Source organism: Nocardioides sp. NPDC047086, assembly GCF_040643685.1.
GTDB lineage: Bacteria > Actinomycetota > Actinomycetes > Propionibacteriales > Nocardioidaceae > Nocardioides.
Map to the genome: position 1 here is coordinate 147,975 of NZ_JBEYUV010000007.1, position 20,261 is coordinate 168,235.

18 protein-coding genes are annotated in these 20,261 nt (G+C 72.1%); 10 read left to right on the forward strand and 8 right to left on the reverse strand.

Going from position 1 to position 20,261, the window contains the following annotated elements; genetic code table 11:
* Positions 1-9 precede the first annotated feature (9 nt).
* Genes ABZ796_RS07990 through ABZ796_RS08005 form a run of 4 tightly spaced genes read left to right on the forward strand, consistent with a single transcriptional unit; the run spans position 10 to position 4,553 of the window.
* A complete protein-coding gene (locus tag ABZ796_RS07990) occupies positions 10-1,230 on the forward strand; it encodes a CaiB/BaiF CoA-transferase family protein (RefSeq protein ID WP_357335986.1) in 1,221 nt (406 codons plus the stop codon).
* Between the two features lie 23 nt (positions 1,231-1,253).
* The gene (locus ABZ796_RS07995) at positions 1,254-2,402 is read left to right on the forward strand and encodes an acyl-CoA dehydrogenase family protein (RefSeq protein WP_357335987.1); all 1,149 of its coding nucleotides are present in this window, start codon (positions 1,254-1,256) and stop codon (positions 2,400-2,402) included.
* Entirely contained in the window at positions 2,399-3,178 is a 780-nt protein-coding gene (locus ABZ796_RS08000; protein WP_357335988.1) for an enoyl-CoA hydratase-related protein, read from the forward strand. The genes ABZ796_RS07995 and ABZ796_RS08000 overlap by 4 nt, the downstream gene beginning before the upstream one ends.
* Before the next feature lie 55 nt (positions 3,179-3,233).
* Complete coding sequence (locus ABZ796_RS08005; protein WP_357335990.1) at positions 3,234-4,553, forward strand: TIGR01777 family oxidoreductase; 1,320 nt, start codon at positions 3,234-3,236, stop codon at positions 4,551-4,553.
* A gap of 3 nt (positions 4,554-4,556) precedes the next feature.
* Here the strand turns inward: ABZ796_RS08005 and ABZ796_RS08010 are convergent, their stop codons facing one another.
* Genes ABZ796_RS08010 through ABZ796_RS08020 form a run of 3 tightly spaced genes read right to left on the reverse strand, consistent with a single transcriptional unit; the run spans position 4,557 to position 7,271 of the window.
* Entirely contained in the window at positions 4,557-5,681 is a 1,125-nt protein-coding gene (locus ABZ796_RS08010) for a glycosyltransferase (RefSeq protein WP_357335992.1), read from the reverse strand.
* Positions 5,682-5,721: 40 nt separating this feature from the next.
* Positions 5,722-6,798, reverse strand: coding sequence for an alcohol dehydrogenase catalytic domain-containing protein (locus ABZ796_RS08015; protein WP_357335993.1), 1,077 nt, complete (start codon positions 6,796-6,798; stop codon positions 5,722-5,724).
* Entirely contained in the window at positions 6,795-7,271 is a 477-nt protein-coding gene (locus tag ABZ796_RS08020) for a DUF4334 domain-containing protein (RefSeq protein ID WP_357335994.1), read from the reverse strand. The genes ABZ796_RS08015 and ABZ796_RS08020 overlap by 4 nt, the downstream gene beginning before the upstream one ends.
* 228 nt (positions 7,272-7,499) lie before the next feature.
* Between ABZ796_RS08020 and ABZ796_RS08025 the strand changes: the two genes are divergently transcribed.
* Positions 7,500-8,714 (forward strand): oxygenase MpaB family protein, encoded by a 1,215-nt coding sequence (locus tag ABZ796_RS08025; protein WP_357335995.1) that lies wholly within the window; start codon positions 7,500-7,502, stop codon positions 8,712-8,714.
* Positions 8,715-8,727: 13 nt separating this feature from the next.
* On the opposite strand, the gene ABZ796_RS08030 is transcribed toward ABZ796_RS08025, so the two are convergent.
* On the reverse strand, positions 8,728-9,876 hold the full coding sequence (locus ABZ796_RS08030) for a TetR/AcrR family transcriptional regulator (protein WP_357335997.1): 1,149 nt from the start codon (positions 9,874-9,876) through the stop codon (positions 8,728-8,730).
* 35 nt (positions 9,877-9,911) lie between these two features.
* Complete coding sequence (locus ABZ796_RS08035; RefSeq protein WP_357335998.1) at positions 9,912-10,856, reverse strand: SDR family oxidoreductase; 945 nt, start codon at positions 10,854-10,856, stop codon at positions 9,912-9,914.
* 134 nt (positions 10,857-10,990) lie between these two features.
* Here ABZ796_RS08035 and ABZ796_RS08040 point away from each other — a divergent pair, with 134 nt between their 5' ends.
* The 5 genes from ABZ796_RS08040 (at position 10,991) to araA (ending at position 16,479) form a co-directional block, all read left to right on the forward strand.
* Positions 10,991-11,284, forward strand: coding sequence for a hypothetical protein (locus ABZ796_RS08040; RefSeq protein WP_357336000.1), 294 nt, complete (start codon positions 10,991-10,993; stop codon positions 11,282-11,284).
* A gap of 42 nt (positions 11,285-11,326) precedes the next feature.
* Positions 11,327-12,343, forward strand: a complete 1,017-nt coding sequence (locus ABZ796_RS08045) for a LacI family DNA-binding transcriptional regulator (RefSeq protein WP_357336002.1) — start codon at positions 11,327-11,329, stop codon at positions 12,341-12,343.
* A 258-nt stretch (positions 12,344-12,601) separates the two neighbouring features.
* Positions 12,602-14,236 carry an FGGY-family carbohydrate kinase gene (locus ABZ796_RS08050; RefSeq protein WP_357336003.1) on the forward strand — a complete coding sequence of 545 codons (1,635 nt, stop codon included), beginning with the start codon at positions 12,602-12,604 and terminating at the stop codon, positions 14,234-14,236.
* Positions 14,236-14,925: an L-ribulose-5-phosphate 4-epimerase gene (locus ABZ796_RS08055; protein ID WP_357336005.1), complete on the forward strand. Its 690-nt coding sequence runs from the start codon at positions 14,236-14,238 to the stop codon at positions 14,923-14,925. Before ABZ796_RS08050 ends, ABZ796_RS08055 begins: the two co-directional genes overlap by 1 nt.
* 27 nt (positions 14,926-14,952) lie before the next feature.
* On the forward strand, positions 14,953-16,479 hold the full coding sequence (gene araA / locus ABZ796_RS08060; protein ID WP_357336007.1) for an L-arabinose isomerase: 1,527 nt from the start codon (positions 14,953-14,955) through the stop codon (positions 16,477-16,479).
* On the opposite strand, the gene ABZ796_RS08065 is transcribed toward araA, so the two are convergent.
* From ABZ796_RS08065 to ABZ796_RS08075, 3 genes are all read right to left on the reverse strand, one after another.
* Positions 16,455-17,447 carry an NAD-dependent epimerase/dehydratase family protein gene (locus tag ABZ796_RS08065; protein WP_357336009.1) on the reverse strand — a complete coding sequence of 331 codons (993 nt, stop codon included), beginning with the start codon at positions 17,445-17,447 and terminating at the stop codon, positions 16,455-16,457. The two genes, araA and ABZ796_RS08065, sit on opposite strands and share 25 nt — an antisense overlap.
* 76 nt (positions 17,448-17,523) lie before the next feature.
* A complete protein-coding gene (locus tag ABZ796_RS08070) occupies positions 17,524-18,921 on the reverse strand; it encodes an FAD-binding oxidoreductase (RefSeq protein ID WP_357336011.1) in 1,398 nt (465 codons plus the stop codon).
* Positions 18,922-18,959: 38 nt separating this feature from the next.
* The gene (locus tag ABZ796_RS08075) at positions 18,960-20,207 is read right to left on the reverse strand and encodes an alpha-hydroxy acid oxidase (RefSeq protein ID WP_357336012.1); all 1,248 of its coding nucleotides are present in this window, start codon (positions 20,205-20,207) and stop codon (positions 18,960-18,962) included.
* Between the last annotated feature and the right edge of the window lie 54 nt (positions 20,208-20,261).

The window sequence follows — 20,261 nt, forward strand, 5'->3', positions numbered from 1 at the left end:
GCTTTCTGCATGACCACCGATCTGCTGCCGCTGGAGGGCATCACCGTGGTCGCCCTCGAGCAGGCCGTCGCGGCCCCGCTCGCCACCCGTCACCTCGCGGACCTCGGTGCCCGCGTGATCAAGCTGGAACGGGTGGGCGAGGGTGACTTCGCCCGCAACTACGACCACGCGGTGCACGGCCTCGCCTCGCACTTCGTCTGGCTCAACCGCGGCAAGGAGTCGGTCGCGCTCGACCTCAAGTCGCCCGACGGCGCCGAGCTCGCGCGCCGGCTGGTCGCCCGCGCCGACGTGTTCCTGCAGAACGCCGCGCCCGGCGCCGCCGAACGGCTCGGGCTCGGTGCCGAGGAGCTCGCCGAACGGCACCCGCGGCTCGTCGTCGCCGGCATCTCCGGCTACGGCACCGGCGGCCCGCTGCGGGACCGCAAGGCGTACGACATGCTGATCCAGGCCGAGTCCGGGCTGATCTCGGTCACCGGCACCCCGGAGACGGCGACCAAGACCGGCGTCCCCAGCTCCGACATCGCCGCCGGCCTCTACACCAGCCAGGCGATCGTCGCGGCGCTGTTCCGCCGCGAGCGCACCGGCAAGGGCGGCATCGTGGACGTCTCGATGTTCGACGCGACCGTCGAGTGGCTCGGACATCCGATGTACATGCAGATGTACGGCGGCCGCCAGGTGCCGCGGATGGGGCTCAGCCACGCCTCGATCGCACCCTACGACGCCTTCCCGACCGCCGACGGGGAGATCCTGATCGGCGTCCAGAACGACCGCGGCTGGCGAGCGCTGGTGACCGACGTCTTCGACCGGCCCGACCTCGTCGACCATCCCCGGCTGGCCACCAACCCGCTGCGGGTCGCCCACCGCGAGGAGTGCGACGCGGTCGTCGCCGAGCACACCCGCGGCTTCGCCACCGCCGACCTCGACGCCCGGCTCGCCGCCGCGGGCGTCCCGGCGGCCCAGATCAACGACATGTCCGGCCTCGTCGACCACCCGCAGCTCGCCGGCCGCGACCGGTGGCGCGAGGTCGAGACTCCTGCCGGGCCGGTCCGTGGCGTACTGCCTCCGATGACGTTCCGCGACGTCGAGCTCCCGATGGGCGCGATCCCCGAGCTCGGCGCCCACACCGATGCCGTGCTCGCCGAGCTCGGCCTCGAGGCCGGCGCGATCGACCGGCTGGCCGCCGGGGGCGTGGTCGGCCGGCCCGGCGACGTACCCGTTCCCACGCCCTGACCCCGCACGAAGGAGCAGCACCCATGGAGCCCGACGAGTTCACCTCGATCCTCGACGCCGTCCGCGCGTTCGTCCGCAAGGAGGTCGTCACCGCCGAGGACGAGATCGAGGAGACCGACCAGATCCCCGACCGGCTCCGGCAGCAGGCCGCGGCCATGGGGCTGTTCGGCTACGCCATCCCCGAGGAGTACGGCGGTCTCGGCTTCACCATGTCCGAGGAGGTCCGGCTGGCGATGGAGCTCGGCTGGACCACGCCGTCCTTCCGCTCGATGTTCGGCACCAACAACGGCATCGCCGGCCAGGTGCTGGTCAACTGCGGCACCGAGCGACAGAAGCAGCAGTACCTGCCCGGGCTGGCCAGCGGTGACCTGGTGGCCTCCTTCGCGCTCACCGAGCCCGAGGCCGGCTCCGACCCGAGCGGCCTGCGCACCCGCGCCGTGCGCGAGGGCGACGAGTACGTCATCAGCGGGCAGAAGCGCTTCATCACCAACGCGATCTGGGCCGACCTGCTCATGGTCTTCGCCCGCACCGGCGACCTCGGCGAGGGCGCGAAGAACATCTCGGTGTTCGTGGTGCCGACCGACACCCCCGGCGTCACCATCGGCCCGCGCGACCACAAGATGGGCCAGCGCGGCGCGGTGACCTCGGAGATCTTCTTCGACGGCGCTCGGGTGCCCGCCGCGAACCTGGTCGGCGAGGTCGAGGGCGAGGGCTTCTCCGCGGCGATGCGATCGCTGGCCAAGGGGCGGCTGCACATCGCCGCGCTGACCGTCGGCCTGGCGGACCGGCTGATCGAGGAGAGCCTGCGCCACGCCACGACCAACGGCCAGGGCGGCCAGAAGCTGGCGGAGTTCCAGCTGATCCAGGCGATGCTCGCCGAGAGCCGGACCGAGGCGTACGCCGGTCGCGCGATGGTGCTCGAGGCAGCCCGCAGCTGGGACGACGGCAGCGACCGCCGCACGGCTCCGTCGCTGTGCAAGCTGTTCTGCACCGAGGCGGTCGACCGGATCGCCGACCGCGCGGTCCAGATCCACGGGGGCCTCGGCTACATGCGCGAGGTGCCGGTCGAGCGGTTCTACCGCGACGCGCGGCTGTTCCGGCTCTACGAGGGCACCAGCGAGATCCAGAAGCTGATCATCGCCAAGCAGATGGTGAAGGAGTTCCAGGGTTGAGCTCGGCGCCACGCACCAAGGCGGTCCGCGTCGAGGACCGTGGTCACGTCCGGATCCTCACACTCGACCGTCCCGAGCGCCGCAACGCGCTCGACCTCGCCGACCGGATCGACCTGCTCGCCGCGCTCCGGGCCGCCGAGGTGGAGGCGCGGGCCGTCGTCCTGACCGGCGCCGGCTCGGTGTTCTCCGCGGGCGGCGACATCCGGTCGATGTCGCAGGACCGCGACGTCGCCCGGCAGCGGCTCGAGGTCGTCAACGCGGTCGTACGTCAGCTGGTCACCGGCGAGCGGCCGGTCCTCGCCGCGGTCGAGGGCGGCGCCTACGGGCTCGGGCTCGCTCTGGCCGCCGCCTGCGACCTCGTGGTCGCCGGCCGCTCGGCGACGTTCTCGACGTCGTTCGGGAAGATCGGGCTCGGCCCCGACACCGGGCTCGCCTACACCCTCCCGCGGCGCGTCGGCCAGGGGAGGGCGCGCGAGCTGCTCCTGACCGTACGCACCTTCGACGCCGCCGAGGCCGAGCGGATCGGCGCGGTCGAGACCGTCGTCGAGGACGGCACCGCCCTCGACCACGCGGTCGAGCTGGCCTCGCGGCTGGCCGAGCTCTCGGCGCCGATGGTCACCGGCACCCGGCGCATCCTCACCCAACCCGACCAGAGCCTCGACGGCGTACTCGCGGCCGAGGCCGACCTCCAGGTCGACCTGCTGGCCGGCCGGCAGTTCGCCGAGGGCCGGGCGGCCTTCCTGGAGCGCCGGCGCCCCGACTTCATCGGCGACTGAGCGCCGGGCCGCCCCGGTGGTTGTACGTCCAGCCGATCCGCGCAAGGCTTCGGGTATGACGTCCCCGCTGGTCCGGTTCCGCTCGCTGACGACACGTGTCGAGGCGCCCGTCGAGGAGGTCTTCGGGTGGCATCGGCGTCCGGGGGCGATCCGCCGGCTGACGCCGCCGTGGATGCCGGGGGAGGTGCGGGTGGAGGCGACCGACCTCGCCGACGGCACCGCGGTGATCTCGCTCGGCCGCGGCGTGGACTGGGTCGCCCGTCACGATCCCGACGCCTACGACCCGCCGCACCTGTTCACCGACCGGCTCGCCTCGCTGCGGCCGCTGACGTGGACCCACCGGCACGAGTTCGCCGCCGACGGCGAGGCGACGCTGGTCACCGACCGGGTCGAGACGAACGTGCTCGGGCGGATGGTGGACCGGATGCTCGGCTACCGCCACGCCCAGCTGACCGCCGACCTCGCGGCCCACCGCAGGACGTACGCAGCGGGCAAGAGGCTCACCATCGCGGTCACCGGCTCTCATGGGGCCGTCGGGCAGGCCCTGGTCCCGTTCCTCACGACCGGTGGCCATCGGGTGGTCAGGCTGGTGCGGCACGCGCCCGCCGGAGATGACGAGCGCCGCTGGGATCCCTCGGCTCCCGGCCAGGACCTGCTCGACGGCGTCGACGCGGTCATTCATCTGGCGGGCGTGTCGATCGCGGGCCGCTTCACCGCGGCGCACAAGGCGGCGATCCGTGACTCCCGGATCGAGCCGACCCGCCGGCTCGCCGAGGCGGCGGCACGCAGCGGCGTACGCACCTTCGTGGCTGCCTCCGCGATCGGGATCTACGGCGCCGACCGCGGCGACGAGGTCCTCACCGAGACATCGGCGCGCGGTACGGGCTTCCTCGCCGACGTGGTCGCCGACTGGGAGGCGGCGAGCCGGGTCGACGGGCCGCGCGTGGTGAACGTGCGGACCGGGATCGTCCAGACCCCGGCCGGCGGAGCGCTTCGGCTCCAACGACCGCTCTTCGCGGCCGGACTGGGTGGCCGGCTGGGGAGCGGCGAGCAGTGGCTGAGCTGGATCGGCATCGACGACCTGGTCGACATCTACCATCGCGCGGTCCTCGACGAGACGCTCGTGGGGCCGGTCGACGCGGTCGCCCCCGAGCCGGTCACCGGCCGGGTCTACGCACAGACCCTCGCGCACGTGCTCCACCGGCCCGCGCTCCTGCCCACCCCGGCGCTGGGCCCGCGGCTCCTGCTCGGCAGGGAGGGCGCGGCGGAGATGGCGCTGGCGAGCCAGCGTGTCGAGCCGTCCGCTCTCGGGAGCCACCACCGGTTTCGTCACCCGACGCTGGAGGCGGCGCTGCGCCACGTACTCGGCCGCTGAGCCTCAGGCCCTGCCGGCGAGCAACAGCTCCGCGGCCCTCGCCGCTCCGTCGACCCGGGCCTCGGCGCCCATCGCGGTCGCCCGCGCGCGGACCTCGGGTTCGAGTACGGCACCGAGCGCTGCGGTGAGCGACTCGACCGTCGGGGCGGCGCCGTCGTGGGCGACCCCGATGCCGAGCGCGGCCACCCGCCCGGCCCAGTAGACCTGGTCACCCGCCTGGGGGACGACCACCTGAGGGGCGCCGGCCCGGTAGGCCGTGGTCATGGTGCCGGCGCCACCGTGGTGGACGACGGCGGCGACCCGGCCGAAGAGCTTCTGGTGGTTGGCCTCGCCGATGACGAAGCAGTCGTCGCGACCGTCGATGACGTCGAGCCCGGCCCATCCCCGCCCGATGACCACCCGCCGGTCGTGGGCGCGGATGGCCTCGACCGCGACCCGCACGCTCTCCTCACCGACCGTGCGCATGCTGCCGAACCCGACATAGACGGGCTCGTCACCGGTCTCCAGGAAGCCCAGCAGGTCGGCCGGGAGCGGGCGGTCGTCCTCGAGCGTCCACGCCCCGGTCTGCACGACGTCGAGGCCGGAGGACCCGTTCCACGGTCCGAGGGTGGGATCGGCCGCGAGGAGCGGACGGGTGGTGAACATGAACTCGGCGACGTCGCCGACCGGGGAGAGCCCGGTCGAGGCCCGGTGGGCGTCGAGGGGCTCCTTGAACAGCGCCGTGAAACCCTGCCCGTCCAGGCCGTCGACGACGTCGGGGCAGAACAGGACGTAGTGATAGGGGATGCCCAGCCGCTCGGCCACCGAGGGTGCGACGAACTGCGACATCGCGGTGGCCACGACCACGTCGCAGCCCTCGGCGGCCTCGGCCACGGTGTCGTACTGCGCCGCGATGAAGTCGGTCACCCGCTGGTGGCGCTCCTCGGCCGTCGGCGGCCGCTCCCGCGACCGCCACGGCTTGAGGAACGGCACGTGCGGCACACCCTCCCGCTCCAGCAGGTCCACGAACTCCTCGTCCGGCGGTGCGCACATCCGCACCTCCGCGCCGCTCCGCTGCAGCTGCACCGCCAGCGCCACCATCGGCTCGACATCTCCCCGCGACCCGTACGTCGACAACAGCACGCGCATCCATGGCTCCGTTCCGTGGGCCTCGGGTCACGCCCGAGAATCAGGGCAGCATAACGGGCTTGAGCACCCTCCCGGCGCGTTGTGCGGCGACCGCCTCATCCCACTCGGAGAGGGGAAAGGTCGTCACCAGCCGGTCGAGGGGGAGCGTGCCAGCGGCGTGGCGGCGGAGCAGCTCGGGAACGAGCTCTCGGGGGACCGCGTCGCCCTCCACGCAGCCACGGAGCGTGAGCCCGCGCAGCATCAGGCGGCGTACGTCGATCTCGGCTCGCGCTGGGCCCAGGCCGACCACGGCCAGGGTGCCGAGCGGGTCCAGCAGGCCGAGGACGCGATCGACGATCTCGGGGCGGCCCGAGGTGTCGAGCGCGTGGCTGATCCCGGGGTCGGCCAGCTCGTCGAGGGACTCACAGGCCTTCGCCCCGAACGAGGCGACCAGCTCGCGACGGGACGCGAGGGGCTCCACGACGACCACCTCTACACCCTCGGAACGTGCCGCGAGCACAGCCGCGGCCCCGACCCCGCCGGCGCCGACCACGAGCAGCCGGTCGCCGGCCCCGGGACGGAGCACGTTGAGGACCGCACCGGCACCGGTCAGGAGCCCGCAGCCGAGGGGCGCCGCGACCTCGGGCGCCGCCTCCCCGACGGGTACGCAGGCGTCGGCCGCCACGAGTGCGTGGCTGGCGAAGGAGGACTGCCCGAAGAACGAGGCGAAGACCGGCCGGCCGTCCACGGTGACCGTGGCGCTGCCGTCGGGGCGGCGCCCGGCGCTGTTGAGCCGCTGGGCCTGCTCGCAGTAGGCCGGAGCGCCGCCGAGACAGCGCTCGCAGGAACCACAGGAGCGGAAGGAGAGCACCACCCGCTCGCCGACCCGGATGCCGGAGGCAGCGGAGACCGCCGCGCCGACCTGCTCGACGATGCCGCACCCCTCGTGCCCGAGCACGGCCGGGGTGGCGCCCAGTGCGGCCCGGGTGGCGAGGTCGGTGTGGCACAGGCCGACCGCCTCGATCCGGACCAGCACCTCGTCCTCGCGAGGCGCGTCCAGCCGCGCGGCCACCAGCTCGGCCGGGGTGTCGATGCCGCGGGTGAGCAGCACCTGGGTCGCGGTTCCGCCACCGCTCATGCGCGCTCCAGCCCGAAGTAGAAGTGCCGCCCGGCTGGGTCGAGGACGACGGCCGGTTTGCCGTTCATGATCCCCATCAGGGTGTCGCCGTCGACCCGCTTGAAGTGGTCGAGGACCGGCATCCCGTCGTAGACCATGGTCGCGGTGACCTCCCCGCGGAACTCGACGTTCCACAGGCTCGCCTCGCCGCGTCCGGACTTCACGTCGGAGTAGAGCGAGCCGTCCTCGGCGCGGCAGATGAGGGGCTTGGCGTCGTCGAGGGCGTCGAACCGCTTGCCGTACCAGCTGCTCGTGGCGAGCGTCTTCTCGATCGGGTGCCCGGTCGAGAACGCGAAGCCGCGCCACGAGCCGAGGATCGCCGAGGCGGCGACGGTGTCGAGGCCCGCCCAGACCTTGTCGAGCTCGGCCGGGTCGACGGGGCCCTCGACCGCGCGGAGCTCGTCGAAACGTACGGCTGCCTGCAGGGTCACCATCACCGGACTCCGATCGTGCGCGTGAGCCCGGTGAGGGGTGCGGCGAGGTCTTCTCTGGTCGTCATGGCAGCCCATCTCCAGTCCGAATCAACGATTTGCCCGGCCGTCGCGATGAGGCGGCGAAGGTCATTGCGTGACGTGCGTCACTGCCGGTATGTTAATCAAGAATCACATTCGCGCCGACCCCTTTATGGCCGAGCAGATCCCCTTCAAGCGGAAGGTAAGTCAATGGAAGATCTCAGTCGCAGGGGTTTCATCTCGCTGGCCGCGGCGCTGGGTTTCGTCGGCATCGGTGAAGCCGTCGCGCCCACCTGGAGCTGGGCGTCGACCGGGTCGATCGCCGGCACCGACACCTATGCGGACCCGCAGTGGGTCTGGGACGACCGGATCGACGCGATCATGAAGTCCGTGCTCGACAACGGCCAGGTTTCCGCGGTCAACACCGCCATCCGTCCGTGGGTCGACAACAACGACCCGCTGCCCACCGGCCTCCCCGCCGACCTGACGGCATACCTGCGCGACGTCAACACCCTGCCGGCGTGGGCCGACATGGACAAGCTGACCCTGGCCGCCGACTTCAACCGCCGCAAGGACACCTACTTCTTCGCGCTCTACAGCGTCGGCAGCGGCATCATGAGCACCGTCATCCCGCGCGAGGCCCGGTCGGTCTACTGGTCCAAGGGCGGCGCCGACATGCAGGACCGCGCCGCGAAGACCTTCACCTTCGGCTACGACCTGGCGCAGCTGCACGCCTTCGAGCCCCAGGGCCAGTTCGTGGTCACGGCCAACAAGACCCGGATGGTGCACGCGGCCGTACGGCACCTGCTGCCGCAGCTTCCCCACTGGAAGAACGGGGCCACCGAGAACAACCAGATCCCGATCAGCAACGGCGACATCCTGGTCACCTTCCACAGCCTCGGCACCTTCGTGCACAAGAAGTTCAAGGAGTGGCGGATCCCGATGACCCCCGCCGAGGAGGAGGCCTACCTGCACTCCTGGCAGGTCGCCATCTCCCTGCTCGGGGTCCAGGACCAGTTCATCCCGCGCTCGTGGCCGGATGCGTACGCCCAGGCGGCCCAGGTCCTGGACCCGATCCTGGCGCCGACGACCGAGGGCAAGGAGCTCGCCGAGACGCTCCTGGGGCTGCCGTCCTCGGTGGACCTGGGCGTCAGCCGGGGGTTCCTCAACGAGTTCGTCCGCTACACCCTCGGCAACCAGATCTCCGACTGGCTCGACCTGCGTCGCGACTACGCCTCTGCCGCGCTGATCAAGGTCGCCTGGCCCGCCTACATCGCGTTCCGCGAGGGCACGATCGACACCCTTCCGGGGAGCTACTACCTCTTCGACCAGTTCGTGAGGGCGCTCGCGATGGCGTTCCTCAACGGCGGCGAGTCGGGTCAGACCACGCCGATCGAGATCCCTGACATGAACCGTCCCTCGTGAGGTCTCACCGGTCTCAGAGGCCCAGCGCGCGCATCAGGAGGACGGTGACGGTCTCCTCGTTGCCGTCGCCCCAGTGCAGCAGCCGGCCGGACTCGGCGACCACGCCGAGCCCGGCGTGGACCAGCACCCGCGCCGAGCGCGGGTCGAGGTCGTCCCGCGCGGCGAGCAGGTGGTCCTCCCAGACGGCGACATGCTCGCGCTGGGCCCGGATCAGCGGCGTACGCAGCGGCTCGGGTAGCCCGGCGATCTCGGCCGTGCCGACCTGGGTGAGCAGATGGTGGCGAAAGCTGTAGCCGACGTACGCCCGGGCCAGGGCTCCGACCGCGGCGGTCGCGTCGCCGGGGTCGCGCAGTGCTTCGCGGACCGACAAGTCGAGCATCGTCGCGGCCTGCAGGCACGCCGCCGCGAGGATGTCGACCTTGCTCGGGTAGTGCCGGTAGAGCGCGGACGGGGCCACCCCGACGACCTCGGCGATGTGTCCGAGGGTGACGTTCGCGAAACCGTCGCGCGCGAAGAGCGGGATCGCGGCGGCGAGGATCTCGGCGCTGCGGGTGCGGGAGGCCGGGGACTCCTCGACCGGGTGCGTACGTCCCGGGCCGGGAGGCGGTGTCGTCGTGACATCGGTGGCGATCACCCGGAGCGCGGCCTCGGCCAGCAGGTCGACCAGCCGGCGTCTGGCCATGGTGGCGTGGTGGGTGGTGATCGACCCGATCGCCCCCAGCGCGGCGACGGCCCGCAGCCGTTCCTCGGCGGACGGGTCCGGGGCACCGCCGGCGGCCGCCACGACCCGCCGGACGACCCGGTCGACCTTGACCCTGATCTCACCGAGGTCCTCGGCGCTCAGGTAGCGCGACTCCCAGCGGTAGATGCCGCCGTAGCTGCGGTGGTCGACGGTGAGCTCGGCGATCGTCCGCAGCACCCGCTCGAGATCGGCGTCGTCCGGCAGCCCGGAGACCGCCTCGAGCAGGTGGTCGATGAGCAGGTTGGCGCACTCGCGGAACAGGTCGTACTTGCCCGGGAAGTGCCGGTAGAGGGCGGCCGCCGTGATCCCCACGTCCGTGGCGATCTGCTCCATCGAGGCGGCGTGGTAGCCGCGCTCGCTGAAGACCTTGCCCGCCGCCTCGACGATCAGCTGGCGCCGGTTGCGCGGTCGCGTGCTCACGCGCCCGAGTCAACCATGCCGGAGACGTACGTGGGTCAGCTGGTCGGCAGCGCGGTCCGGGTGAGGTTCTCGGAGATCTCCCAGAGCTTGGCGGCGTCCTCGGCACTGGTCAACGGGCGGTAGAGCGGCTGCTCGGCGGGAGCGCCACCGAGGTGTCCGGGGCCGCTGGGGCCGTACAGCCGGCCACCGGTCGCCTCGGGTGAGGTCGCGGCCAGCAGCGCGGGCAGGGCGGCGGTCTCGGGTGTGCCCAGGAGGATCCCGTGGGCCGAGAGCCAGCGGATCATGCGTACCGAGAGGGTGTCGGTCGTACGCCCGATCTCGGGGCGCGCGGCCAGCAGGTTGGTCGGGGCGACGCCGGGGTGGGAGAGGTTGCTGGTGATGCCCCAGCCCTGAGCCCGGCTGCGCCGGTCCAGCTCCAGCCCGAAGAGGCCGACGGCGATCTTGGACTGGCTGTAGGCCTTCATGTCGTCGTAGCTCCGCTCCCAGCTGGGGTCGTCCCAGTTGATCGCGCCGCGCCTCGCGGCGACGCTGACCTGGGACGTGACCCGGGCCTGCCCGGCTCGCAGCAGCGGCAGGATCAGGGCGACGAGGGCGAAGTGGCCGAGATGGTTGGTGCCGAGCTGGAGCTCGAACCCGTCGGCGGTCGTCTGCCGCTCCGGCGGCGTCATCACACCCGCGTTGTTGATCATGATGTGGAACGGCTGGTCCTCGCCCAGCAGGGTCTCGGCGAGCGCCGCGACCGAGGCGAGCGAGGACAGGTCGAGGTCGCGCAGCGAGGTCCGCGCCTCGGGGATCCGTCCGCGGATGATGGCGAGCGCCTTCTCGCCCTTGCCGGGGTTGCGTACGGGCATGACGACCTCGGCCCCGGCCGCGGCCAGCCGGATGGCCATCACCAGACCCATGCCGTCGCTGGCGCCGGTGACCAGGGCTCGCTTGCCGGACAGGTCGGGGATCGTGATGTCGATGGGTCGACGTGGCATCGGTCTGCTCCTGAGGAGAGGCTCTGGGGTCGGATCCATCCTCGGTCGCCCACCAGGTTCTATCCAGGGTCTGCCGATCCCAGCCTGCGACGGGCCGACGCATGGTCCCGGCACGCGGTGGGTACGTCGACAGGGTGAGCAAACGGGACCGCGAGGTCGTGCGACGCCTGCTGGACGCAGGCGGGACGACGTACGCCGAGGAAGCCGGCATCAGGCTCCGGGACAAGCCCTCTCCGCTCTATCGCCTCCTCGTTCTGGCGATGCTCTCCTCGACCCGGATCTCGACCGACATCGCGGTGGCCGCGGCATGGGAGCTGTCGGCCGCCGGATGGCGTACGCCGCAACGGCTGCTCGACTCGACCTGGCAGCAGCGCGTGGACGCGCTCGGCCGAGCGCGTCACGGACTCCCCGATCTCGGGGAGACCTGAGGCGGTCCCCGTGCGCGCGGCGATGCCGCCTAGGATCACCGCATGGTCCACGGGGAGTCGAGGAACGCGCCGAGCATGGCGGATGTCGCGGCCCGGGCAGGGGTCTCGCACCAGACCGTGTCCCGGGTCGTCAACGGCTCCGACGCCGTACGCGGCGAGACCCGCGACCGGGTGCTGGCGGCGATCGACGAGCTGGGTTACCGGCGCAACAAGTCGGCGCGGGCGCTGGTGACCCGGCGGTCGGGGCGCCTGGGGCTGCTCTACACCCAGCCGCACCTCTACGGGCCGGGCACGCTGGCCGCCTCGGTGCACCAGGCCGGGCAGAAGGCGGGCTACGACGTCATCCTGAGTCCGGTGCCGCACCTGGAGGCGACGTCGGCGGAGCGGGCGATCGAGGCGCTCCTCGACGACGCCGTCGAGGCCGTGCTGCTCGGGGTCTCGCACCAGTCGTTCGAGGACCTGGTCGCCCAACTCGCCTCGACGGTCGAGGTCGTGATGATCCACAGCGACCCGCCGGCAGGGGTGCGCTCGGTGGGGATCGACCAGCACGCCGGGGCCGTGCTTGCCACGCAGTATCTGCTGGACCTCGGCCACCGCAACATCGCCCACGTGGCCGGTCCGGTCGGCTGGATCGACGCCCGCCAGCGCCGCGAGGGGTGGCTGGCCGCCCTCCGGGACGCCGGCGCGCAACCCGGACCCGAGATCTTCGGTGACTGGTCGAGCAGGAGCGGCTACGAGGCCGGGGCTGTGATCGCCCAGGACCCTTCGGTCACTGCGGTCTTCGCCGCCAACGACTCGATGGCCCTCGGCGTGATCCGAGCGCTGCACGAGGCCGGTCGCCGAGTCCCTCAGGACGTGAGCGTCGTCGGCTTCGACGACGTCCCGGACGCTGCCTACCTCTGGCCGCCGCTGACCACCGTCCGGCAGGACTTCGCCTCCCTCGGCGAGCTCGCCGTCGAGGTCGCCACCAAGGCCATCGCCGAGGGGGCTGTCGAGACCCCCGCCCTGCTCGCGCCGGAGCTCGTGGTCCGGGCCTCCGCCGCCCCCAAGCCCAACTGACACCCGAGGCGGCAGGTACGTCGGCCGAGTCGGCAGTTAGGTCGGCCGAGACGTCAGGTACGTCGGCTGAGACGGCACCGCGGTGCCAACTCGATCGACGGGGCTGACGTCTCGACCGACGGGGCTGACGTCTCGTTCGACGGGGCTGACGCCTCGGCAGGGGTCTACAGGGAACACGGAGGTAACCCGCCCGTCATATGTTAGCGTTCACATCGCCTCGAACCCCACCCCGAGCCGTCGGGCAGAAACGGAGCCGTGATGACGCAGCGAGCAGGCCACCTGCCTGACCTCGGAGAGACCGCGCTCGGCATCGAGCTGGGCTCCACGACCATCAAGGCGTGCCTGATCGGGCCGGATCACACGCCCCTCGCCACCGGGTCCCACCTGTGGGAGAACGAGCTCGTCGACGGCCTGTGGACCTACTCGCTCGAGGCGGTCTGGGCCGGCGTGCAGGGCGCGGTCGCCGCCCTCGGTGACGAGGTCGAGGGCCGCTACGGCCGCCGTCCGGACACCTTCGGGTCGATCGGGGTCTCGGCGATGATGCACGGCTATCTCGCCTTCGACGAGGCCGGCGAGCTGTTGGTGCCCTTCCGCACTTGGCGCAACACCAACACCGCCGTCGCCGCTGCCGAGCTGTCGGAGCTCTTCGGCACCAACATCCCGTTGCGCTGGTCGGTCGCCCACCTCTACCAGGCGATCCTCGACGACGAGCCCCATCTGCCGAAGATCGCCTCGCTGACCACGCTCGCGGGCTACGTCCACCGCGCGCTCACCGGACGCCATGTGCTCGGCGTCGGCGACGCCTCCGGCGTCTTCCCCATCGACCCGGCCACCGGGACCTACGACCAGCGGATGCTGGAGCAGCTCGGTCACCTGGCCGCCGCCAATCGCCCCGGTCTGCGGGTCGAGGGGCTGCTCCCGCAGGTCCTCCCGGCGGGCGCCGACGCCGGCCGGCTCACCCCCGCCGGCGCCGCGCTGCTCGACCCCACCGGCACCCTCCGACCCGGCATCCTGCTGTGTCCGCCCGAGGGCGACGCCGGCACCGGGATGGTCGCGACCAACTCTGTGGCCAAGCGGACCGGAAACGTCAGCGCCGGCACCTCGATCTTCGCGATGGTCGTCCTCGAGGCACCGCTGGCCACCGTCCACCACGCCATCGACATCGTCACCACCCCGGCCGGCGACCCGGTCGCGATGGTGCACTGCAACAACGGCGCCAGCGAGCTCGACGCCTGGGCCGGGGTCTTCGGTGAGTTCGCGGCCGCGCTCGGCCACCCCTACGAGCCCGACGCCGTCTTCGGCGCCCTGCTCACCGCGGCCCTGAATGGCTCGCCCGACGGCGGCGGACTGCTGGCGTACAACTACCTCGCCGGCGAGCCGATCACCGGCCTCGACGAGGGCCGTCCGTTGTTCGTACGCACCCCCGGCAGTCGCCTCGACCTCGCCGGGTTCGCCCGCGCCCAGGTCTACGGCGTCTTCGGCACCCTCGCCCTCGGCATGCGCGTCCTCGCCGACCAGGGCGTCGAGATCGACGCGATGTTCGCCCATGGCGGCCTCTTCCGCACCGCGGGCGTCGCCCAGCGGCTGCTCGCCGCGGCCACCGGCGCCCCGGTCGCCGTCGGTCGCACCGCCGGCGAGGGCGGTGCCTGGGGGATCGCGGTCCTGGCTGCGTACGCCCGGGCGGCGACGGCCGGTAGCGGCCTCGCCCTGAGCGCCTACCTCGCCGAGCGCGTCTTCGGCGACATCGACCTCGTGGTCGTCGAGCCGGACGCTGCCGACCTCGCCGGGTTCCGGACCTACCTGGAGCGCTACGAGGCCGGGCTGGCCATCGAGCACGCCGCCGTGGCCTCGCTGGCCCACACCACAGCACCCGACACCGAAGGAGACCAGTGATGACCGGCGTACCTGCCGCGCTTCGCACCGCCGTCGACGCCGCCAAGGAGCGCGTCGCCGCGCTGCACGCCGAGCTGCCTCGCTGGGAGCTGGTCGTCTGGACCGCCGGGAACGTCTCCGAGCGGGTGTCGAACCCCGGCGGCGAGGACCTGCTGGTCATCAAGCCCTCCGGCGTCGCCTACGAGGACATCACCGCCGAGGCGATGGTCGTGTGCGACCTGGCCGGCAACCTCGTCGAGGGGGAGCGCTCGCCGTCCTCGGACACCGCCGCCCACGCGTACGTCTATGCCAACATGCCCGAGGTCGGGGGAGTGGTCCACACCCACTCCACCTACGCCACCGCCTGGGCCGCCCGCGGGGATGAGATCCCCTGCGTGCTCACGATGATGGCCGACGAGTTCGGCGGGCCGGTCCCGGTCGGACCGTTCGCGATCATCGGCGACGACTCGATCGGCCGCGGCATCGTGGAGACCCTGCGCGACTCGCGCAGCCCCGCGGTGCTGATGCGGAACCACGGCCCCTTCACCATCGGCAAGGACGGCCGCGCCGCGGTCAAGGCCGCGGTGATGTGCGAGGAGGTCGCCCGCACGGTGCACATCGCGCGCCAGCTCGGCCAGCCCCTGCCGATCGAGCAGGACCACGTCGACTCGCTCTACAACCGCTACCAGAACGTCTACGGCCAGCACTGAGCTGCCTGCACTGAGAGGAACCCCCACATGAGCAAGCCCGCAGCGCTGAAACCCTATGGAGACCGCGAGGTCTGGTTCTTCACCGGCAGCCAGGACCTCTACGGCGAGGAGACCCTGCGCCAGGTGGCCGAGCAGTCCCAGGAGGTCGCCCGCGCCCTGGACGCGTCGGACGACGTACCGGCGAAGGTCGTGTGGAAGCCCGTCCTGAAGGACTCCGCGTCGATCCGCCGGGCGATGCTCGAGGCCAACTCCGACGACAACGTCCTCGGCGTGATCACCTGGATGCACACCTTCAGCCCGGCCAAGATGTGGATCGCCGGCCTGGACGCCCTCCAGAAGCCGCTGCTGCACCTGCACACCCAGGCCAACGTCGAGCTCCCCTGGTCGGAGATCGACATGGACTTCATGAACCTCAACCAGGCCGCCCACGGCGACCGTGAGTACGCCTACATCGCCACCCGCCTCGGCGTCGCCCGCACCACCGTCGTCGGCCACGTCTCCAACCCGGCCGTCACCCGCCGCGTCGGCACCTGGGTCCGCGGCGCCGCCGGCTGGGCCGCCACCCACGGGCTCAACCTGGTCCGCTTCGGCGACAACATGCGCAACGTCGCGGTCACCGAGGGAGACAAGACCGAGGCCGAGCTGCGCTTCGGCGTCTCGGTCAACACCTGGGGCGTCAACGACCTGATGGCGGCCGTCGAGGCCGTCGACGAGGCCGCCGTTGACGCGCTCGTCGCCGAGTACGAGGACCTCTACGACGTCGTGCCCGAGCTCCGGCGAGGCGGCGACCGCCACGACTCGCTGCGTTACGCGGCTCGCCAGGAGATCGCCATGGAGGCGTTCCTGGTCGAGCGGGACGCGAAGGCGTTCACCACCAACTTCGAGGACCTCGGCGGACTGCGTCAGCTGCCCGGCATCGCCGTGCAGCGGCTGATGAGCAAGGGCTACGGCTTCGGCGCCGAGGGCGACTGGAAGACCGCGGTCCTGGTCCGAGCCGCCAAGGTCATGGGGGAGGGCCTGCCCGGCGGCGCCTCCCTGATGGAGGACTACACCTACGACCTCACCCCGGGCGCGGAGGTCATCCTCGGCGCTCACATGCTCGAGGTCTGCCCCTCGCTGACCACCTCCACCCCGCGCGTCGAGATCCACCCGCTGGGGATCGGCGGCCGCGAGGACCCGGTCCGGATGGTCTTCGACGCCGACGCCGGTGAGGGTGCCGTGGTCGTCTCGCTGGCCGACATGCGCGACCGCTTCCGGCTGACCGCCAACGTGGTCGACGTCGTACCCCCGACCCAGGCGCTGCCCAACCTGCCGGTCGCGCGCGCCGTCTGGGCCCCGCGTCCCGACTTCGCGACCTCGGCCGAGGCCTGGCTGACCGCCGGTGGCGCCCACCACACGGTGATGTCGACCGCCGCCGGGATCGAGGCCTTCGAGGTCTTCGCCAACATCGCCCGCACCGAGCTGCTGGTCATCGACGAGTCCACCACCCGCCGCGGCTTCGCCGACCAGGTGCGCTGGAACCAGGTGTTCTACCGGGTCGCCCAGGGGCTCTGACGCCATACGTCGAGGAGCTCGGCCTCGCGGGTCGGCGAGATGCCGGTGACGTACGCATCGGGGGTGGCCTGCAGCCAGGCGAGGGTGTCGCGGGCGGTCTCGGTGATCGGGCGGGTGGTGAGACCGGCTGCCAGGGCCGAGGTGGTGTCGTGGGCGAGCATCCCGTCGTACTCGGGGCGGGGGAGCCACAGCGGGATCGAGCCGGGGCCTGACCAGGGGTCGACGTCGTTGGCCCGGAGGAAGTCCTGGGAGAGCCAGCTCCAGGTCGGGGTGGTGCCGACGCCGCTCGCGGTCTCCGTCAGCAGGGTGCTGATCGGCATCGACGGACCGGTGGCGTCGAAGGTGCCATCCACCCGGTTGGTGGCGCAGTGGAGGATCCAGTCCGCCAGGTCGCGTACGTCGATGACCTGGGTGCTGTCGTCGGGCGAGCCGGGAGCGAGGATCTCGCCGCCGGCTCTCAGGCGCCGCGGCCAGTAGGAGAACCGGCCGCTGGGGTCCCCTGGGCCCACGATCAGGCCGGGGCGGACGACGGTGGCTGAGGGCGCACCCGCGCGAACGAGCTCCTCGCAGGCGACCTTCATCGAGCCGTATGCATCGGGGTCGTCGTCCTCGATGTCGTCCGTCGCCGGAGCGAGGACAGGGAGTGAGTCCGGAGTGCCGCCAGGGGTGCTGTGGTCGGCGTACACGCTGATGGTCGAGACAAAGACCCAGTGGGCCTCGCTGAAGGCGGCGACGGCAGGGCGAACCCACGAGGGGATCCGGGCCACGTCGACGACCGCGTCGAACTTCGCAGTCGTCAGGGCGGAGGGAGGTGTCTCGGTGCGGTCCCACGGCACCAGCTGCGCGCCCTCCGGGACGGTCCCCGACCGGCCGCGCGCTGCGCACACCACCTCGTGACCGCTGCGTACTGCCGACTCCGCCACTGCGCGGGAGAGGAAGACCGTGCCGCCGAGCACCAGGATTCGCATGAGGACACGCAATCACCGCGAACGCCACGCGGCAAGCAGTTCTGCTTCAGGCAGATCCTCGAGACCGGAAGACCGATCACAGCACCTTGCGAGGGTTCATGACCCCGTCGGGGTCGATCGCCTGCTTCACGGCTCGCAGGAGGTCGACCTCGACCCCCGTCTTGTACGCAGCGGCGGCATCCCGTTTGAGCGCGCCGATGCCGTGCTCGGCGGAGATGCTGCCGCCGAGCGCCGTGACGGCGTCGTAGACGATCCGGGTCAGGGTGGGGGCGTCCCGCTTCAGCGCCACGTCGTCGCCGACGGGCGCGGAGATGTTGTAGTGCAGGTTGCCGTCCCCGATGTGCCCGTACGTCACGAGCCGGACCCCCGGCAGCGCGGCGAGCAGGGCCGGGCCGACGTCGGCGACGAACCGCGACAGGGCCGTGATCGGCAGGGTGACGTCGTGCTTGAGGGTCGCGCCCTCGCTCTTCTGGGCCTCCGAGACGCCTTCGCGCAGCGCCCACAGCGACTCGCGCTGGGTGGGGCTGCCGGCGATCACGGCATCGAGCAGAAGCCCCTGCGAAGCGGCGGCCTCGAGAGCCGACTCGAGCCGCTCGTCGACATCGGTGGAGGTGCCGGCGAGCTCGACGAGGCCGTACCACTCGTGCCGGTCCGCGAACGGGTCACGCACGCCGGGCAGATGGGCGAGGACCAGGTCGAGCGCCTGACGCCCGAGCAGCTCCCAGGTGGTCAGCTGACCGCCGCCGTGCTCGCGGAGCAGCGGAAGCAGTTCCGTGGCAGCCGAGACCGACTCGAGCGCCACGAAGGCGGTCGCGCGGCGCGGTGTCGCGGGCAGCAGCCGCAGCACCGCCGCGGTGACGACGCCGAGGGTTCCCTCCGAGCCGATGAAGAGCTGCTTGAGGTCATAGCCGGTGTTGTCCTTGCGCAGCGGTCGCAGCCCGTCCCAGACCCGGCCGTCGGGGAGCACGACCTCGAGGCCGAGCACCAGCTCGCGCATCATCCCGTAGCGCAGCACCGCGGTGCCGCCGGCGTTGGTCGCGATCGTGCCGCCGATGGTGCACGAGCCCTCCGAGCCGAGCGAGAGCGGGAAGAGCCGCCCGGCGGCCGCGGCGACCTCCTGGACGGTGGCCAGCGGGGTGCCGGCCTCGACGACGAGCGTGTCGGCGACCGCGTCGACCTCCCGGACGCGCCGCATCCGGCCGAGGGAGAGAACCACCTGGTCGCTGCCGGAGTCCGGCACGCCGCCGCCGACGAGGCCGGTGTTGCCGCCCTGCGGGACGACCCCGACACCCGCCGCCGCGCACAGCCGGACCGCCGTGGCCACCTCGGCGGTCGAGGCCGGGCGCACCACCGCGAGGGCGGTGCCGGTGAAGCTGCCGGTCCAGTCGGTGACGTACGCCGCCATCTCGGCCGGATCGGTCAGGACGGCGCTCTCGCCGAGCGAGGCTCGCAAAGAATGGACTAGGTCGGACACGGGGTTCTCCTTGGACGGGGTGGGGGAGACGGCGGGGGTCATGCCGACCGCAGGCGTACGTGCTCGGGGCCGATCGCGGCGATGTCGGGAGTGCCGAGCAGGCACATCGCCCGCCGCAGCTCCTCGACCAGCAGCCTCAGGGTGGCGTCGACGCCCTGCTGCCCGGCGACCATGAGTCCGTAGAGGTAGGGACGGCCGATCACCACGCCGTGGGCGCCGAGTCCGAGCGCTGCCGCGATGTCGCCGCCGGAGCGGACGCCGGAGTCGAGATAGATCTCGGTCCGGTCGCCCACCGCGTCGACGACCGCCGGCAGCAGCTCCAGCGGCACCGGTGCCCGGTCGAGCTGACGGCCGCCGTGGTTGGAGAGCACCAGCGCGTCCGCACCGGCCTCGGCACAGGCCACCGCGTCCGCGACCGAGAGCACGCCCTTGACCACCACCGGACCGTCCCAGTGCTCCTTGAGCCAGCCGATGTCCGAGGGCCGGATCGCCTGCTCGCGCAGCTCGTTGGACATGCCCCAGCGGCCGTAGTGCGATCCCTCGGGGAAGGTCGCGAACCGCAGCGGCTCGGTGGTCAGGATGTCGGCGACCCAGCCGGGGTGGCGGGCCATGCCAGCGAACGTACGCAGGCTCAGCTGTGGCGGGATCGCGAACCCGTTGAGCTTGTCCTTGCGCTTCATTCCGGTCACGGTCGTGTCGATGGTGAGCATCAGCGCCTCAAAGCCCTGCGAGGCCGCCTCGGTGATGTGGTCGAGGGTCACGGCCCGGTCCTTCATCAGGTAGACCTGGAACCAGTTGCGCCCCTGCGGTGCGGCGCCGGCGACGTCGGTGATCGAGGTCGTCGCGTACGTCGAGAGGGTGTAGGGCAGCCCGGCCGCGGCTGCTGCCGCGGCGACCGCGCGCTCCCCGGTGTGATGGCTGAGCCGGGTGTAGCCGGTCGGCGCCAGCACGATGGGTGCCGCCGCAGGGCGCCCGAGGATCGTCGTACGCACCTCCGGCTCGGCCACCTGGCCGAAGGCCGTGGGCCGCAGCTCCACGCGGTCGAAGGCCGCCCGGTTCCGGTGCATCGCATGCTCGCCGTCCGAGCCGCCGTAGACGTAGTCCCACACCGCCGTCGGCACCCGCCGGCGGGCAGCCAGCTCGAGGTCGTCGACGCTGAGGCAGCGGGCCAGCCGCCGCTCGGCCGCGCGCCAGTGGAACGGCCGCGGCCGCAGGAAGGGCGCGAGATCGCGCCATCGGGGGACCTGCCGGACCACCTGCCGGGCAACCGGGGAATTGGCGGGCACGCTCTGGACTCCTCATCACTCATCAGATAAGTTCTGTACTTGTCATACAACTTA

Coding starts and splice junctions, on each gene's coding strand:
- ABZ796_RS07990 (WP_357335986.1), top strand. CDS start 10: ATGACCACCGATCTGCTGCCGCTGGAGGGCATCACCGTGGTCGCCCTC.
- ABZ796_RS07995 (WP_357335987.1), top strand. CDS start 1,254: ATGGAGCCCGACGAGTTCACCTCGATCCTCGACGCCGTCCGCGCGTTC.
- ABZ796_RS08005 (WP_357335990.1), top strand. CDS start 3,234: ATGACGTCCCCGCTGGTCCGGTTCCGCTCGCTGACGACACGTGTCGAG.
- ABZ796_RS08010 (WP_357335992.1), bottom strand. CDS start 5,681: ATGCGCGTGCTGTTGTCGACGTACGGGTCGCGGGGAGATGTCGAGCCG.
- ABZ796_RS08015 (WP_357335993.1), bottom strand. CDS start 6,798: ATGAGCGGTGGCGGAACCGCGACCCAGGTGCTGCTCACCCGCGGCATC.
- ABZ796_RS08020 (WP_357335994.1), bottom strand. CDS start 7,271: ATGGTGACCCTGCAGGCAGCCGTACGTTTCGACGAGCTCCGCGCGGTC.
- ABZ796_RS08025 (WP_357335995.1), top strand. CDS start 7,500: ATGGAAGATCTCAGTCGCAGGGGTTTCATCTCGCTGGCCGCGGCGCTG.
- ABZ796_RS08035 (WP_357335998.1), bottom strand. CDS start 10,856: ATGCCACGTCGACCCATCGACATCACGATCCCCGACCTGTCCGGCAAG.
- ABZ796_RS08045 (WP_357336002.1), top strand. CDS start 11,327: ATGGTCCACGGGGAGTCGAGGAACGCGCCGAGCATGGCGGATGTCGCG.
- ABZ796_RS08050 (WP_357336003.1), top strand. CDS start 12,602: ATGACGCAGCGAGCAGGCCACCTGCCTGACCTCGGAGAGACCGCGCTC.
- ABZ796_RS08055 (WP_357336005.1), top strand. CDS start 14,236: ATGACCGGCGTACCTGCCGCGCTTCGCACCGCCGTCGACGCCGCCAAG.
- araA (WP_357336007.1), top strand. CDS start 14,953: ATGAGCAAGCCCGCAGCGCTGAAACCCTATGGAGACCGCGAGGTCTGG.
- ABZ796_RS08065 (WP_357336009.1), bottom strand. CDS start 17,447: ATGCGAATCCTGGTGCTCGGCGGCACGGTCTTCCTCTCCCGCGCAGTG.